Genomic DNA, 16,453 nt, shown 5'->3' with positions numbered 1-16,453 from the left:
TAATCTTTAAAATTTCGTTAATCCTGAACATTCAATCTGTAATTAATTAAAGAAATATGTTCCCTTTACAACGACTCCATTCGAATTAAGATTGTTTTCAAGATGATTATCACTCAATGTGCCTTGACCATCACCAGTCCTGGCTTTTCCATAATAAGCCAATTCATACCCGACACTGATTTGAGCGTTGTAATTAAACCAGTAGTCCAGCCCTGCACCAAAAGAACCAGCAAATTGTGTGGTTGTTGTGGAAGAAAAGCCAAAACGTCGCTCCATTACCGTAGCTCCGGGAATGGGGCTATCGGAATAATCGGAAACACGATTCAGTGCAACACCTACACCACCTGAAATATAAGGCATGAATTGTTTCCACTGATATAAATCCAATTTAAGTTTAGCCATGGGCAATTGCTGTGTAATATCGTATTTATAAGTGAAATTTTTAGCATCGGGCAGATCATTAACGAATATTACGCCATTGATGTGAATAGGGAAGGTATAGGTGTATTCAAAACTTAAACTGGTTGCAGGGAACCAAAGAGCTGCTCGTCGCCATTGATAACCGACAAAACCAGAAATTTGCCCTGTACTGTCTGAACTATTGGTGACATAGCGATCATCCGGAAAGCCAGGCATCCCTGAAGAAGCAAAATTAGTGGCATCAGTTCCAAAAGGATCCATCCATCCTCCTCCCACACCAATAAACCAATGATTTGCTGGCAGAACCCCATCCTTATCTTTATAAACAGGAACGACAGGATCTTTTTTTGTTACTGCAACGGGAGCTGAATTTTGAACCACAGGCGCAGAAGGACGAGTTATTTTCGCTTTAGTAGTGGGTGTGTTTTGACTCACTCGCTGCATTGGTGTAGTAACGCCAAACTCTTGAGCGGCAGCTCTCACTTCGGTTGTAGAGTGGAAAGGGCCAAGCAAAATTTGGTAATAACCATTTTTTTCCTTTAACAAAACCGGATAATTTGATTTCCTTTGTATTTGTGATTTTGCGCGCAAAGCATAGGATTTATTTTTATAACTCGCTAATTGAATATAAAAATCACTAGAAGTATTACTTCTAAATTGCCTAGCCTGGTGTAAACCATAGATAGTCTGAGCTGACAATGAGGAAAAACTAATGAGTGAAAATCCAATAGCTACCGAGAGTTTTGAGTAATACTGCCACTTCATTTATCGTCCTTAAAATTATTTGGAAATTCCATAAGTTATCTAGTCTATCATTAGCCCATTGATTTTCAAGAATAAATTTAAATTTAGTTCTCGAAGCTTTATGTAGCCTGGCTGCTGCAATCAAGGAGGAGTGATTCAATGTCTAATCCCTTTCACAAGCAATCAGGCTACACATTCTTGATGTTGCTTAAGTTGACGCCGTTGAGTGAACACTTACTCTAGAATAAATGTTGTCTCCTGTTAATTCACCATCAGGAGACAAATCATGAAATCACTGCATTACTTAGGTAATAGATTATTATTTGATATTTTTTCTTACTTTTTGAATCGCACGAATCTGTGCAACAGCGCGAGCGAGTTCTGCAGCAGCAACCGAATAATCCATTTCACCGCCCTTACCGGCCATTGCCGCTTCGGCCTGGGCTTTCGCTGCAAGTGCAGCGGACTCATCAAGATGATCAGCGCGCTCCACCACATCGGCAAGAACAGTAACACTGTTCGGTTGAACTTCCAGCATTCCACCTTGAACGTAGTAAATTTCTTGGTGGCCACCAGGCAAAGTAACTCGTACTTCGCCTGGTTTTAGAACGGTAAGCAATGGCGCATGGCCTGCTGTAATGCCTACTTCACCTAATTCTCCGGTTGCAACAACCATTTCGACTACACCGGAGAATATTTCATGTTCGGCACTAACAATATCTAAGTGCGTTGTTCTAGTCATATTTGCTTACCTCATAAGGTCTTAGCTTTAGCAACTGCTTCCTCAATGCTACCAACCATATAAAATGCTTGCTCAGGTAAATCATCATACTCACCAGCAAGAATACCTTGGAAGCCTTTAATTGTATCTTTTAATGATACGTATTTTCCTGGAGAACCAGTAAAGACTTCAGCAACGAAGAATGGTTGTGACAAGAATCTTTGAATTTTACGCGCACGGGTAACAACACGTTTATCTTCTTCAGATAATTCGTCCATACCAAGAATCGCAATAATATCTTTTAATTCTTTATAACGTTGTAAGGTTTGTTGTACACGACGAGCTGTATCGTAATGTTCTTGTCCTACAATGAGTGGATCCAATTGTCGAGACGTTGAATCTAAAGGATCTACTGCAGGATAAATACCCAATTCAGCAATTTGTCGAGACAATACAACTGTAGCATCCAAGTGAGCAAACGTAGTTGCTGGAGATGGGTCAGTTAAGTCGTCAGCGGGTACGTATACTGCTTGAATTGAAGTAATAGAACCTGTTTTGGTCGAAGTAATACGTTCTTGCAACATACCCATTTCTTCAGCCAATGTTGGTTGATATCCTACAGCTGAAGGCATACGGCCCAACAACGCAGATACTTCAACCCCTGCTAAGGTATAACGATAGATGTTGTCAACAAACAATAAAACATCCCGGCCTTCATCGCGGAATTTCTCAGCCATAGTCAAACCAGTTAATGCAACACGTAAACGGTTACCTGGTGGCTCATTCATTTGGCCATAAACCAATGATACTTTATCCAATACATTGGAGTCTTTCATTTCATGATAGAAGTCATTTCCTTCACGAGTACGTTCACCCACACCGGCAAATACTGAGTATCCGCTGTGCTCAATCGCGATGTTTCGAATTAATTCCATCATGTTAACGGTCTTACCTACACCGGCACCACCGAACAAACCTACTTTACCTCCTTTAGCAAAAGGACAAAGCAAGTCAATTACTTTAATACCAGTCTCAAGCAACTCTTGGCTGCCTGCTTGTTCTTCGTAACTTGGTGGCTTACGATGAATTGACCAATGCTCTTCTGCGCCGATTGGACCCGCATCATCAACAGGACGACCAAGAACATCCATAATTCGACCCAAAGTTTTCTTTCCAACAGGCACTTGAATAGGATTGCCTGTATTTTCAGCGCTTAAACCACGCTTAAGTCCTTCCGTTGTTCCCATAGCAATAGTACGTACTACGCCATCACCAAGTTGTTGCTGTACTTCAAAAACCAAATCACCATCAACAAGTTTTAATGCATCATTGATTTTAGGGACATTCTCACGGGGGAATTCCACATCCACAACCGCGCCAATAATTTCTACTACAGTTCCTAAGCTCATTTTATACCCTCTTATAAAGCGGCTGCGCCACCGACAATTTCTGCCAATTCTTGCGTAATTGCAGCTTGTCGAGCTTTGTTATAAGCCAATTGAAATTCTTTAATCAAATCACCGGCATTATCTGTTGCATTTTTCATTGCAATCATTTTCGCCGCTTGTTCACAAGCAATATTTTCAACTACTGCTTGGTAAATCTGCAATTCGATAAAACGTTCTAAAAGATTATCCAGCAATTCTTTAGCATCAGGTTCGTAAATGTAGTCCCAATGATGCCCCATTGTCTTGCTGTCTTCTTCTGATTTTGGCAATGGTAGTAATTGTTTCACCACAGGTTTTTGCGTCATGGTGTTAACAAATTCGTTGTATACCACATGCAGCGCATCGATGGTGCCATTGTTAAACGCATCAAGCATCACTTTAACAATACCAATAATGTCATTAATACCTGGTGTATCACCAAGATGATCTACAGAGCCAAGAACATTACTGCCAACACGCTTAAAAAATGCTTGTCCCTTACGACCAATGACTGCAAGATCAACCTCTTTACCTTGTTCCTTCCAGTGACGGATAGTACGTACTGTTTCACGTAGCAGGTTTACGTTTAAACCACCACATAAACCACGATCTGTAGTAACAACGATAAGACCAATACGATTAATCTCACGATGGCTCATAAATGGATGTCTGTACTCTGAGTGCGCGCGAGCAATGTGCTTTACTACGCTGTAGATTTTACTAGCATACGGTTTAGATGCACGCATCCTTTCTTGAGTTTTACGCATCTTGCTTGCTGCCACCATTTCCATTGCACGAGTTATCTTTCGAGTTTTGTTAATACTCGAAATTTTCGAACGGATTTCTTTTGCTCCAGCCATAATAACTTCGCCTTAAATTGCTCAAATCTGTCTATTCACCATGATTTGGAAATCATGGTGAATAGATACTTACCAACTTGCTGTACGCTTAAAGTCTTCTACAGCTTTTTTCAATTTTGCTTCAATATCATTATCGTAAGCACCTGCTTCATTGATCAGTTGCAACAGATCAGGATGAGAGCTGCGCATATAGTCGTGTAATGACGCTTCAAATGCCGCAACTTCATTGACAGGTACATCATCCAAATAACCTTTTTCAACCACAAACAATGCTGTACCCATTTCTGCAACAGATAATGGAGAGTACTGTTTTTGTTTCATGAGTTCAGTGATTCGTTGCCCGCGCTCTAATTGTTTACGAGTCGCGTCATCAAGATCCGAAGCAAATTGAGAGAACGCTTCTAACTCTCGGAATTGAGCGAGTGCTAAACGGGTACCACCACCTAATTTTTTCATGATTTTTGTTTGTGCAGCACCACCCACACGAGATACAGAAAGACCTGAGTTAATTGCAGGACGAACACCTGAGTTAAACAAATCAACATCAAGGAAAATCTGACCGTCTGTAATAGAAATAACGTTAGTTGGTACGAATGCAGATACGTCACCAGCCTGGGTTTCAATAATTGGTAATGCGGTTAATGAACCTGTTTTGCCTTTTACTGCGCCCTTAGTCAACTTCTCTACTTCATCTGCATTGATTCGTGCCGCTCTTTCTAATAAGCGTGAATGTAAATAGAAAATATCTCCAGGATATGCTTCACGACCTGGAGGTCTTCTTAATAATAATGATATTTGTCGATATGCCCATGCTTGTTTGGTTAGATCATCATAAACAATCAATGCATCTTCGCCATGTTCCATGAAGTATTCACCCATAGTACATCCAGCATAGGGGGCAATAAATTGCAATGCGGCAGAATCAGACGCACCCGCTACGACAACGATGGTGTGCTCTAAAGCACCGTGCTCTTCAAGCTTACGAACTATTGCTGCAACAGAAGAAGCTTTTTGTCCTACTGCAACGTATATACACTTAACACCAGTACCTTTCTGATTAATGATTGCATCAATAGCAATCGCAGTTTTTCCTGTTTGACGGTCACCAATGATAAGCTCACGCTGTCCACGTCCAACTGGAATCATCGCATCAATCGCTTTTAATCCTGTTTGCACGGGCTGATCTACTGATTTACGTGCAATAACGCCAGGAGCTACTTTCTCAATGGGTGACATGCCTGCAGCGTCAATTGGTCCTTTACCATCAATAGGATTACCTAAGGCATCAACAACTCGGCCTAAAAGCCCTTTACCTACAGGAACCTCAAGAATACGTCCAGTACATTTACCTTTTTGACCTTCAGCTAAAGAAGAATATTCACCAAGAACAACCGCGCCCACTGAATCTCTTTCAAGGTTAAGAGCCAAACCAAAAACGCCGCCTGGAAATTCAATCATTTCACCAGCCATTACATCTTCAAGGCCATGTAAGCTCACAACACCGTCTTTTAAGCTAACAATAGTACCTTCATTTCGTGCTTCAGATACTACGCTAAAGTGTTCAATTTTCTTTCTGATTAATTCACTTATTTCAGAAGGATTTAATGCTACTTGTTCTGACATGGAAACTATCCTCTAAATTATGCGGCCAATTCAGTACCAAGCTTATTAAGCTTGCCACGAACTGAACCATCTATAACTAAATCGCCCGCCCGAATTATTGCTCCACCAAGCAAGGAAGGATCAATACTAATTTTTAACGAGACCTTACGCTGTAAGCGCTGACTTAATGATTCGATTAATCGTTGTTGTTGTGCACTCGATAAATCTGAGTAACTGCTTACATCAACAGTCAAGGTTTTTTCTTGCTCTGCACGATGTACTTCGTAGAGTGCATAAATATCAGGCAGCAACATCAATCTTTTATTGGTAGCCAGTAACGTGATTAAATTGTTTAATGGCTTGTTTTCATTTGATTTTGCACCCATTGCTGCTTGCAACAACTGGATATGTTGTTCTACAGTTGTTGCCGGATTAGCAATAAATTGCTCAGCTTCTGGCATCAGCACAGCTTGCGCAAGATTTCTCAAATGTGCTGACCACTCAGCTAATTTCTTTTCCCCTAAAGCATATTCAAAAGTTGCTTTGGCGTAGGGTCTGGCTATGGTGGTACTATCAGACATTTTAAATCTCTTCTATCAAGTTATCTAACAATGCAGTATTTGCCTTAGCATCTACTTCGCGCATCAAAATCTTCTCAGCTCCTGTTATAGCTAAGGTTGCAACTTGTTTGCGCAACGCATCTTTTGCATGATTGATTTGTTGCTGTAATTGCTCCTGTGCCAATTTCACTTGCATTTGCGCTTCATGTTTCGCTAATTCTTTTGCTTCTTCAATAATTTGCGCAGCACGCTTATTTGCTTTATCAATGATATCAACAGATTGAATTTTGGCTTGCTTTAATTCATCTTTTACGCGATGTTGTGCTAATTCTAATTCTTTTCGACCACGTTCAGCAGCAGCTAAACCATCAGCAATCTTGTCTTGTCGTTCTTCCATAGCTTTTGCCAATGGAGGCCATACCAATTTCATAGTAAACAAAACAAAAGCTGCAAAAACGAGCATTTGTACAATTAATGTTAAATTAATTTCCACCGTTTAATCTCCTGTAACAATTAGGGCGCTATGCGCCCCGATCATGTGTTATCAAGAACCCAGGTTGCTTAGGAAAGGGTTTGCGAAAGTAAAGAATAATGCGATACCCACTCCAATCATGGTTACGGCGTCTAACAAACCTGCAACGATGAACATTTTTACTTGTAACATTGGAACCATTTCTGGTTGACGAGCTGAGCCTTCAAGGAATTTGCCACCAAGCAAACCAAATCCTATCGCAGTGCCCAATGCACCCAAACCAATTAACAAGGCAACCGCAACAACGGTCATACTTTGAACTTGTGCTATTAAACTAGCGGCTTGCATATTTATCCCCTTTACAATGGATGAAAATTAAATCGGTTAATGATCTTCGTGTGCTAAACTCAAGTAAACAATCGTTAGCACCATGAAAATAAATGCTTGCAATGTAATTACCAATATGTGGAATATCGACCAAGCCAGCGCCAAAATAAATTGTGCTGAGCCTAAAGTCGCCGTACCCAGTGTTGATGATGTTGCAGCATTTAAGGTTAACAGAGCGATTAATATGAATATCAATTCGCCTGCATATAAGTTTCCAAATAACCGCAGTGCCAATGAAATGGGTTTAGCAACAAGACCAACCACTTCAAGCAACAGGTTAAAAGGTATGAATCCAGGATGATTAAAAGGCTGTAAGGTAAGCTCTTTTATGAATTTTTTGGTTCCTTTTATCTTAATACTGTAAAAAATAATAAGAATGAATACAGAAATTGATAAACCAAAAGTTAAGTTCAAATCGTTAGTTGGTACTACTTTAAGGTAGTGAATACCACCCGTCTGCGCGATGGCGGGTAATATATCCACGGGCAATATATCCATGAAATTCATCAGGAAAACCCATAAAAATATTGTAAGTGCGAGCGGGCCAATCAAATTATTTTTGCCGTGGAAGCAATCTTTTACCTGATTATCAGCAAATTGCAGCATAATTTCGGCAAAATTCTGTAACTTTCCGGGAATTCCTGTTGTAACCCTGCGTGCACCAAAATACATCAGTCCACAAACAAAGATTCCTAAAACGATTGAGAAAAACAGAGTGTCGAGGTTCAGTGTCCAGAAACCACCCGAACCCAATTTCATATCACTAACGTTGTAAGTAAGGTACGTTAAATGATGCTTGATGTAGTTTGTGCTAGATACCATTTCAGTCACTTTCGGGCCTATTCTGTTTATTTACAATAATCAACGGGGTAAACCAATGCGTCATCTGTATCATAATGTATGATGCAAAAAACGCTAACGGCGTAATTTTAAATAATAAAAACACCGCAGTGAACAGGAATATGGATATAACTATCTTAAACGCTTCGCCTTTATAGAAACTATTTACGATCTGCTTGGCTGAACGAGCACCTTGATACTTAAACAGTTTGCTTGCAAAATACGCATTAGGAACAATACAAACTATACCACCAAGCAATGCTGAACTTCCTGCATTAGTACCATATACTAGTGCACATAAAGCTGCAAAAATCAATGTAACGCATGATTGTAGGCACCATAGCCGCACAATACCGCGCTTACTTAGCTGTTTGTTCACATATTCACCTAAGTTTCACCGCGCGAATTATAAAGCAATCAGTATGAATAATCAATGCCATATTTTATACATGCATGATTCTTTATTACCAATGACCAGTATTAGGTGCTGATGCCCAAGGTTCCTGGATAGGTAAAGGCTCACCTTTTTGCAGCAATTCGATGGAGATATTATCTGGTGAGCGAATAAATGCCATATGACCATCTCGAGGAGGCCTGTTAATTACTACCCCTGCCTTTTTTAATCGTTCACACGTCGCATAGATATCATCCACTCGATATGCTAAATGACCAAAATTGCGGCCCTCTGGATAATTTTCTGGATCCCAGTTATAGGTAAGCTCTAGCAGGGGCGCATTTGCATGTTTTGCGTGCTCAAAATCATCCGGTGATGCAAGAAATATTAAAGTATATCGGCCATTTTCATGGTCGGAGCGTTTCACTTCAACCAGCCCTAATTTATTGCAATAAAAATCGAGTGATTCATCTAAATTGGAAATTCGTACCATCGTATGCAAATAATTCATCATTTTCTCCCTTATTTGTTTGTATTTATCCCGTAGTGATGCCGCTTATACTAGATTTTAGCGTCTATAATTAAAGTGTGGAACTTATTATCGCGACTCAGGTAATAAGTAGTGCTATTAACCTCGCAAAAGGAAAGAACATGCCTGATAAGATCCAACATACTGCAGCCAGTCTGCAGCAAAAAATGCTCGCTCGTTATAGCGATGGGTTACATCATAAACATAATAAACATCATCTAGAATATCGACAACACTGTAGATCCCACCCATGCAATCAACCTAATGGTTTGGAAGAAGAGGAAGAATTAGCTGGTTCTACGGGATTGTTACGTCAGTTTAAATTGAGGAAAATACGTAAACGACCTGACAAAGGGCATTTCCATTAATAAAAAAAGCGTCCTAGAAAAAGCAGTTGTATGCATCTCCTTTACATCAATTGCTTTTTTTAGGATTAACCAACCGAGCTACTTTCATAAGTAAAATATTTCAGAATTTTTACCACACGAGCAACATCACTTGTTTGTCTTGCCATATTAATTACTTTTTCGGCTTGCTCTTGATGCACATCACCCATTAAATAAACAACTCGATCTGAGGTCACTACCTTAAACGCGTTCGGATCAATAGAACCATCAGCGAAAATTTGACTACGAATCTTCGCGGTGATCCAGCTGTCTTGCATCGAATTTGAGGCCGAAACACTTACTCTTACTTGATTAAATAGACGTCTGTAACCTTTTACTGTAGCCAATCGTCGTTGTAATTCGGCTTGCAGTTCAGGAGTAGGGACATGGCCAGCCAATAAAACATCACCATTGAAAATAGCGATATCAATAACACAATTATTATTTTTAAATGTATTATCAACGGTTATCGCATTGTTCACTTTGAGGAATAACTTGTAGTCATCCAATTTTTTATACACGTCGTGTCTGTCGTAAACCATAGAGGCGCCTGTCCATAAGCTGCCCATGCAGCCAGACAAACACAATAGAGCGCAAGTAAGTAGTACAGCAAAACATCCTTGTTTTAACATATTATTTAACGAATATACTGAAAAGTTTTAACCACTTTACTCACACCATTAACTCGCCGTGCTGCATCAACAGCAAGTGCTGCTTGTTGATCGTTAACGATACCCATGAGATAAACTACTTGATTTTCGGTCACAATACGAATGGAGCCCGACTCGAGTCCTTTTTTAGCCAACAATCTGGTGCGAACCTGGCTGGTAATCAAACTGTCTTTAGAGCGAGCGGTAAGCGGTATGGGATATCCAACCGATATTTCATTGTAAATGCGTTGAACGCCCGGTGTTCCTCGTGCAATTTTTTCAGCCAAATCACGTAAAGATGATGTAGGGGTTTGTCCTACAAGCAATACAACACGATTAAAACTCGTCACGAGAACTCGTGAATCACTAAACTGGTGGTTTGTTACTATTGCTTTATGAATTACATGAAATAATCGCGCATCTGCTTCCATGGTGATTACACCACGCCGATCATAAACCATTCCTGCAACTGCACCAGTTACTACGGCAGCAACACATCCTGTCAACAGAGTCGTCACTAAAAGAAAAGCCATCGATTTTAATTTGAAACTCATTTTTCACCCCAAAACTTGACCAAACAATGATTGGTCAATTAAATCACAAAAACAATGTAAGATGAACAAGTGCATTTCTCTAATTCGCGCTGAACTATCTGATGCAACACGAAGTTCAATATCCTCAGGGCCTAAATGATTTGCGAGCACACCTCCATCACGTCCGCTTAAAGCAATAGTATCCATTCCTCGTTCATTTGCAGCATGAAGAGCGTGCAACATACTGTCTGAATTACCTGAAGTGGTTAATAAAAGCAATACATCATTTTCTTGTCCTAGCGCCTGAATTTGTCGTGCAAAAACTTGGCTGTAATGATTATCATTAGCGGAAGAACTTAAGCTGGTTGAGTCAGTACTCAAATTAATTACGGGGAGAGAGGGCCTTTCTACTTCAAATTGATTCAGCATGGCACTGGCAAAATGCATGCAATTGGCACTGGAGCCCCCGTTCCCGCACAATAATATTTTTCCATCTGCAAGCAAACAATTCACTAAACGTTGCCCAGCCTTGGCAATTGAATCAGATAAAGAATCAGCAAGCGCTATTTTGGTTTCTATGCTCATACCAAACAAATGCCTTACTCGTTCTTCCATTTGTACCATCATATTCAAACCTCTACTTCATATTTTTTGTAGCCTGGGTGAAGCGAAGCGGAACCCGGGTTTTCTGTTCTTATAAAAATTCCCGGGTTCCGCTTCGCTTCACCCAGGCTACATTGAATTAATAATTAATCAATAATCTGCGCCAAACGCATCTTTTATCCAGTTAATGGTCGCTGATTTTCCATCAATACTTAGTACATCAAAACGTAGGGCAAATTGGTCATACTTTTGATGTTCCAGCATATAATATGTCGCTGTCTTAAGTATTTTTTGTCTTTTAGTGTAAGTAACACTAGCAATTCCCCCACCAAACTGTGTAGATACTCGCGAACGAACCTCTATAAAAACCAGCTGGTCCTTGTCGCGCATAATTAAATCAATTTCGCCCAAACGACAACTGTAATTTTGCGTAATGAATTTAAGTCCTTGCTTTTTTAAATATGCCAAAGCTTTTTCTTCAGCAATGCGTCCTTTCTGTTGTGTTATCAATTACACCGTCTCACCTAAAGAATGAACCAATCCTTGTTTGAACTGTCCCCACTCCAATACGCGTGCAACCTGTTGTGATGGTTTGAGATACAAAATACCCTCTCCATTGCGCGATTGATCTGCTGGGAATAACATCAGTTGGTTCAATTGGGTAGCCAAAGTATAACTGTCCATTCCTAAAGCATACAATCGATTATAACTGTTAAATTGTTCTGGCCAATTGCGTGTACCTGCCTGGTGCGCGAAAACCCAAGGAATATCGCAGAAAATAATTCCATCAAGATCCTTATCTTTCAATGGGTTAGCACTACCACCGTAAACGCTTGCAGTAGCATATACCGGAACATCTCCTGCATAATAGTAATTGAGCAAAGGCATAATTTGCCGCGCTTTGGATGGATAGGCTAATAGAAATATCATATCAAAGTCTTGTCTACGGCTAATCACTGGTTGGATTTTTTGTCCTAATAACTCTCGTATATTTTTCTCGCGTTGCTGGCTGTTGCTGATTTGCAGAAAATCTTTCATTTTTTTATTTAAATCATCCTTTGCACCATATAAAAAAGTATCAACAACACGCCCACCACTTTTTTGCCATTGTTGAGTAAACGCTTTAGTTACTTCTTTGCCCCAGTCATTTCCAGGTGCAATAATCAATGCGCGGCTATACCCCTTATTTTTTGCTCTGATCGCGACCTGGATCGCTTCATTTACAGGCGAAAGTCCGAATAAATAAGAATTTTCCTGGATATTGGTATCCGCATCATTTAATAACAAGGTAGGAACGGGGTGTTCTAATGCTGCAACTACTGCTACTTGTGATTTTGTTAATGGCCCCACAACATAATCGGCGCCTTCATTGATCGCATTTTGATATAAAGAAGCAACATCACCTTTGCTGGTATCATAGGTTTTCACCTGCATGGGTGTATTGCTGTTATTGCTCTTATATGCAGCCATAAATCCATCACGTACTGCGGCTCCTGGCCCCTGTAACGCGCCACTTAAGGGAAGCAATAGAGCAACTTGTTTTGGCTGGCTGCGCATTTTATTGGCAATTGAATCCAATGGATTGGGCAAAATATGATTTGCAGGATGATTAGTAAAATGAGATTGCCACTGATCTAAGGCTGCAAGCAAAGACTTTGGATTATCACGATACTTACGTGAGATTAGTGCGAGCTGGAGCCAACCTTGTAAAACAGATTGATCAGATGCTTTAGCTGCTAAAGAGTTTAATTCAGCTTGAGGAACATGAGTTAAAGTTAACCAAAGGGTACGTCGATTATTGGCTTGGTTCTCTTCATCGGTTAACAATGATTCTAGTTTTATACGCTCTTCGATCGACTCCAGAGGTTTATCTGTACCACGATAAGCTTGCGCTAAGAGCTCATGAAATTGAATCTTTTGGTATGGAACAAATTCATCACGTTCGGTAATACTGGTTAATTTGCTCAATGCCATTTTAGGACGATCGCGAATGAGATCAATTTGCGCTAATAAAAGATTTTTTTGATCCATAAGTGTCGGTGTTAAGTCAGAAGTCTGTGCTAAAATAGCAGCACCTTGTCGCCATTGACCTTCTGAAATCAAACGTCCTGCTGCAAGGAGTAGCGATTGTTGCTTTTCACTGCCTTCTTGATTTTTGGCCTGTGTCAGGTAACTTGCCGTAGGTTTGGCATAAGGACTCGCTATTTTTTTCTTCTCCACTTTTGGCACATTTACTGGAGCAGGCGTGGCTAATTCTGGCGAATTAACTGCTGTGGTGCATTGACAAAGAAAAAAGGTTGATGTCAGTAAAAAAAATGCGCGAATTTTTATTAGGCCTCTTTTGAAACTCGCTGCAAAGAGAGAAATGCAAGAAGACACGGAGCGCAGAACCGGAATGTACACATCAGTACATGAGGATTCGAGCACCGTATCGACGAAGCAGGTCTCCTTTGCAGTAGAGTTTCGAAAGAGGTCTATTGATTTTATTAACATATTTTTTAGAATTGAATAAGCAATAACGCAAGAGGATAAACCATGACTAACTCACTAGCAACAGGCATAGGAACTCTCTATATTGTTGCAACTCCGATAGGAAACCGTGAGGATATTACGTTTAGGGCATTAGAGGTGCTTAAATCAGTTGATTTTATTTTAGCGGAAGACACGCGTCATTCCATACAACTGCTCAGTTCGTTAGGAATAAAAAAAAATCTTGAATCACTCCATGCCCATAATGAAAATGATAAAAGTAAATACATTATCGAAGAACTTTTAGCAGGAAAATCTGTCGCCTTAATTAGTGATGCCGGCACCCCATTAATTAGCGATCCAGGGTTTTTATTAGTTAAATTAGCGCGACAGCATCATATTGATGTTGTCCCTATTCCTGGAGCGTGTGCATTAATTACTGCACTTTGTGCGGCAGGTATCCCTTGCGATTCTTTTCTTTTTTTAGGATTTCTCCCAGCGAAACAGCAGGCGCGGAAAAGTAAATTGGAATCGTTACGGGCAGAACCTCATACTTTGATTTTTTATGAATCAACGCATCGCATTCTTGAATGCATAGATGACCTAAGTGAAATTTTTGGCGAATCGTGTGAAATGGTCCTCGCAAAAGAATTAACCAAAACTTTTGAACGCTTTATTACCAGTACGATTACGGGAGTTAAAAACTGGCTTTTGGCTGCACCTGCGCATGTAAAAGGTGAATTTGTTTTGCTTATTCCCCCGCGTCCAACTGTTTCTGAGCCGGATAGTCATGAAAAACTACTTGAGGTGTTGCTGAGTGAGTTACCTCTGAAACACGCTGTAACTATTGCGTGTAAGCTAAGCAATGGCAGTAAAAATGAATTGTATGAAAAGGCATTAGCGATAAAAAATAGATCAGTGTAACTTGGGGTATTGTAGCCTGGGTGAAGGCGAAAGCCGTAACCCGGGTTCCGCTACGCGGCACCCAGGCTACACTAATTATGGAAAACAACAGTTTATTTCAGTCTCGTCAATCTCTTCTACATAGTACTCTTTCTCTTGACTCTCTTTAATAGGACTATCATTACCAGGTCCTTCCAAAGCTAATGGAGCTTTTGTACTGTTATGCTGATCATGAGCGTGATAAATCTCATAACCTAGATACACCACAGTTAAAGCGATAGCTGCAGGCCAACATACTGCAAAAGTCGCGATTAAAAGGGTAGGCATTACCGTATTTTTTATCATCGTAAAGATAAAATCATTACGTGCAGCTTCGTATTCATTAAGAGCTAATTGAAGATCTTTTCTTGTATTTTTAGCTTCATCCAAACGTAAACTTTTCTCGTGTAATTTCGAGTACGAATCGGAAGAAAGATACATAGCTACTGCAAGAGTACAAACAAAGAAGCAAGCAACAGGTATTCCTGGTCCCGTCAATAATAGTGAAGCGCTAAATCCAATCATCAATAAAGAAGCTGCTGCCGCATTAAAGTAAAAAGTTCCTTCTTTTGTCTGCCAGTTTATTTCCAGTTCATTAAGTTGCAGTTCGAGCATTTCTTTATGCCGCTTTATATCCATACCTTGAAACTTTTCTGGATGCAGTGTGTACTCTCGCAACTCCGTCTCGTATTGTTCCTTCTTTAATAAATATTCTTGTTTTGCTAAGTGGCATTTATACAAAGTTAAGCACACATCAAAACCCAAAAAGATTGCGGTAATATATCCGGCTGTTGGATCTGGGATGTTGGTAATATGGTTAAAATTAGTTATAAAATTTACTGTAGCCCATACTAAGTCATTGGCAAAGTTACAATGTCGTTTATAAAATTCATATTTAAATCGCTCAAGGGCCGTAGTTTTATCCTTTTTTTCCAAGTCTGTTGGAAACCAAGTGTGTTGAACTAAATACCCAAAATCGATTGCAAAGCGCATTAAAAACAAACCCACACTAAAATAATTCAGCAAGCCATTAGGCGCTTTAATAAAATCAATTATTTTATCAGCATCGGTATGTGTCCCTAGAATTGCATCCAACTTTTCAAGAAGTTGCAACTCTTTTGCTAAAGTAAAGCCAGATGTTAAGGTTAAACGACAAAAAACCCAATACACACGACATAAATTCACATAAGCCACATAATCACGAATTCGTGATAAATGTGCAGGTGCGGTGAACAAATTACGAAAACCATTAATATAGCTCTTTCTTAAAGATTCTATAAATTCTTCTTCATCTTTTTTATCCTGCTTAGCCTTCTTTAAGATACGATCCATAATCTTCTGTTTATTCTCTCTATCTTTTTCTACTTTAGCATGTTGAGAATACGCCAGATGAAAGGCCTCTAAAAGTGAGCTGCAATAGTAACAATACTTCCAAAATGCGATGTTTTTTTCATCATCGTCATTTTTTTGTTTGTTTAGTATGTAAAACAAATGGTTAAATTCGGCTTCAAGTTCTCTTTGATTTTTTAATATAAAGCTATAACTTACCCCACTAGCTCGGTCATCAATTTGTTTAAAACTTTCTAATTCTTTATTATGAAGTTGCGTAAAAAATTGAAACTTATCGTCAGTAAACGTAAACACCTCATTTTGTTTTGAATAAGCCATAGCAACCTCACAAAAAATATACAGGGAGTTTACGGTATCACTTGATTTTTAGTTTTACAAGATTTTTTTGTTTGTTTTTTTATCACAATGTTTCAAATCAGTTAAAATGTTTCAAAAAAGTAAAGAGATGATAAATAGTAGATCATGGGATCTTTTTTTTGTTGAAAAAATTATACTCAGAGTGCGCTTTCGATGACTATTGATATTCATAAAAATAGATATAAAAACAACAATTAGATTTGTTTT

Annotated in this window: 19 protein-coding genes; 2 read left to right on the top strand and 17 right to left on the bottom strand. The window is 39.4% G+C overall.

Annotated elements, in window-relative coordinates:
- Positions 1–42: 42 nt before the first annotated feature.
- The 11 genes from Lstg_RS03570 to Lstg_RS03520 all read right to left on the bottom strand — a co-directional run bounded on the left by Lstg_RS03570 (position 43) and on the right by Lstg_RS03520 (position 8,938).
- Positions 43–1,185 (bottom strand): SPOR domain-containing protein, encoded by a 1,143-nt coding sequence (locus Lstg_RS03570; protein ID WP_058476295.1) that lies wholly within the window; start codon positions 1,183–1,185, stop codon positions 43–45.
- 298 nt (positions 1,186–1,483) lie between these two features.
- Positions 1,484–1,906, bottom strand: a complete 423-nt coding sequence (locus Lstg_RS03565) for a F0F1 ATP synthase subunit epsilon (protein WP_058476294.1) — start codon at positions 1,904–1,906, stop codon at positions 1,484–1,486.
- 11 nt (positions 1,907–1,917) lie between these two features.
- Positions 1,918–3,294 (bottom strand): F0F1 ATP synthase subunit beta, encoded by a 1,377-nt coding sequence (gene atpD, locus Lstg_RS03560; RefSeq protein WP_058476293.1) that lies wholly within the window; start codon positions 3,292–3,294, stop codon positions 1,918–1,920.
- 11 nt (positions 3,295–3,305) lie between these two features.
- Positions 3,306–4,172 (bottom strand): F0F1 ATP synthase subunit gamma, encoded by an 867-nt coding sequence (gene atpG, locus Lstg_RS03555; protein WP_058476292.1) that lies wholly within the window; start codon positions 4,170–4,172, stop codon positions 3,306–3,308.
- Positions 4,173–4,241: 69 nt separating this feature from the next.
- A complete protein-coding gene (atpA, locus tag Lstg_RS03550; protein ID WP_058476291.1) occupies positions 4,242–5,795 on the bottom strand; it encodes a F0F1 ATP synthase subunit alpha in 1,554 nt (517 codons plus the stop codon).
- A gap of 17 nt (positions 5,796–5,812) precedes the next feature.
- Positions 5,813–6,355 carry a F0F1 ATP synthase subunit delta gene (locus tag Lstg_RS03545; protein ID WP_058476290.1) on the bottom strand — a complete coding sequence of 181 codons (543 nt, stop codon included), beginning with the start codon at positions 6,353–6,355 and terminating at the stop codon, positions 5,813–5,815.
- A gap of 1 nt (position 6,356) precedes the next feature.
- Positions 6,357–6,827 carry a F0F1 ATP synthase subunit B gene (locus tag Lstg_RS03540; RefSeq protein WP_058476289.1) on the bottom strand — a complete coding sequence of 157 codons (471 nt, stop codon included), beginning with the start codon at positions 6,825–6,827 and terminating at the stop codon, positions 6,357–6,359.
- A 51-nt stretch (positions 6,828–6,878) separates the two neighbouring features.
- On the bottom strand, positions 6,879–7,154 hold the full coding sequence (gene atpE / locus Lstg_RS03535) for a F0F1 ATP synthase subunit C (RefSeq protein ID WP_006869493.1): 276 nt from the start codon (positions 7,152–7,154) through the stop codon (positions 6,879–6,881).
- 36 nt (positions 7,155–7,190) lie between these two features.
- Positions 7,191–8,015 carry a F0F1 ATP synthase subunit A gene (gene atpB / locus Lstg_RS03530; protein ID WP_058476288.1) on the bottom strand — a complete coding sequence of 275 codons (825 nt, stop codon included), beginning with the start codon at positions 8,013–8,015 and terminating at the stop codon, positions 7,191–7,193.
- Between the two features lies 1 nt (position 8,016).
- Positions 8,017–8,412 carry a F0F1 ATP synthase subunit I gene (locus Lstg_RS03525; protein WP_058476287.1) on the bottom strand — a complete coding sequence of 132 codons (396 nt, stop codon included), beginning with the start codon at positions 8,410–8,412 and terminating at the stop codon, positions 8,017–8,019.
- A gap of 85 nt (positions 8,413–8,497) precedes the next feature.
- Positions 8,498–8,938, bottom strand: a complete 441-nt coding sequence (locus Lstg_RS03520; protein ID WP_058476286.1) for a VOC family protein — start codon at positions 8,936–8,938, stop codon at positions 8,498–8,500.
- A 140-nt stretch (positions 8,939–9,078) separates the two neighbouring features.
- Between Lstg_RS03520 and Lstg_RS03515 the strand changes: the two genes are divergently transcribed.
- Complete coding sequence (locus Lstg_RS03515; RefSeq protein ID WP_058476285.1) at positions 9,079–9,324, top strand: hypothetical protein; 246 nt, start codon at positions 9,079–9,081, stop codon at positions 9,322–9,324.
- A 65-nt stretch (positions 9,325–9,389) separates the two neighbouring features.
- Here the strand turns inward: Lstg_RS03515 and Lstg_RS03510 are convergent, their stop codons facing one another.
- From Lstg_RS03510 to Lstg_RS03490, 5 genes are all read right to left on the bottom strand, one after another.
- Complete coding sequence (locus tag Lstg_RS03510; protein WP_058476284.1) at positions 9,390–9,974, bottom strand: BON domain-containing protein; 585 nt, start codon at positions 9,972–9,974, stop codon at positions 9,390–9,392.
- Positions 9,975–9,979: 5 nt separating this feature from the next.
- A complete protein-coding gene (locus tag Lstg_RS03505; protein ID WP_058476283.1) occupies positions 9,980–10,546 on the bottom strand; it encodes a BON domain-containing protein in 567 nt (188 codons plus the stop codon).
- A gap of 3 nt (positions 10,547–10,549) precedes the next feature.
- Positions 10,550–11,149 (bottom strand): D-sedoheptulose-7-phosphate isomerase, encoded by a 600-nt coding sequence (locus Lstg_RS03500; protein ID WP_058476436.1) that lies wholly within the window; start codon positions 11,147–11,149, stop codon positions 10,550–10,552.
- A gap of 129 nt (positions 11,150–11,278) precedes the next feature.
- Entirely contained in the window at positions 11,279–11,635 is a 357-nt protein-coding gene (locus Lstg_RS03495; RefSeq protein ID WP_058476435.1) for a YraN family protein, read from the bottom strand.
- A 3-nt stretch (positions 11,636–11,638) separates the two neighbouring features.
- Positions 11,639–13,507 carry a penicillin-binding protein activator gene (locus tag Lstg_RS03490; protein ID WP_338011240.1) on the bottom strand — a complete coding sequence of 623 codons (1,869 nt, stop codon included), beginning with the start codon at positions 13,505–13,507 and terminating at the stop codon, positions 11,639–11,641.
- Positions 13,508–13,663: 156 nt separating this feature from the next.
- Here Lstg_RS03490 and rsmI point away from each other — a divergent pair, with 156 nt between their 5' ends.
- Positions 13,664–14,521 (top strand): 16S rRNA (cytidine(1402)-2'-O)-methyltransferase, encoded by an 858-nt coding sequence (gene rsmI, locus Lstg_RS03485; protein ID WP_058476282.1) that lies wholly within the window; start codon positions 13,664–13,666, stop codon positions 14,519–14,521.
- 75 nt (positions 14,522–14,596) lie between these two features.
- Here rsmI and Lstg_RS03480 read toward each other — a convergent pair whose 3' ends face one another.
- Complete coding sequence (locus Lstg_RS03480; RefSeq protein WP_058476281.1) at positions 14,597–16,207, bottom strand: hypothetical protein; 1,611 nt, start codon at positions 16,205–16,207, stop codon at positions 14,597–14,599.
- Between the last annotated feature and the right edge of the window lie 246 nt (positions 16,208–16,453).

Source organism: Legionella steigerwaltii (assembly GCF_001468065.1).
In the GTDB taxonomy this organism is placed as follows: Bacteria; Pseudomonadota; Gammaproteobacteria; order Legionellales; family Legionellaceae; genus Legionella; species Legionella steigerwaltii.
This window is presented reverse-complemented; position numbering and strand designations above follow the sequence as displayed.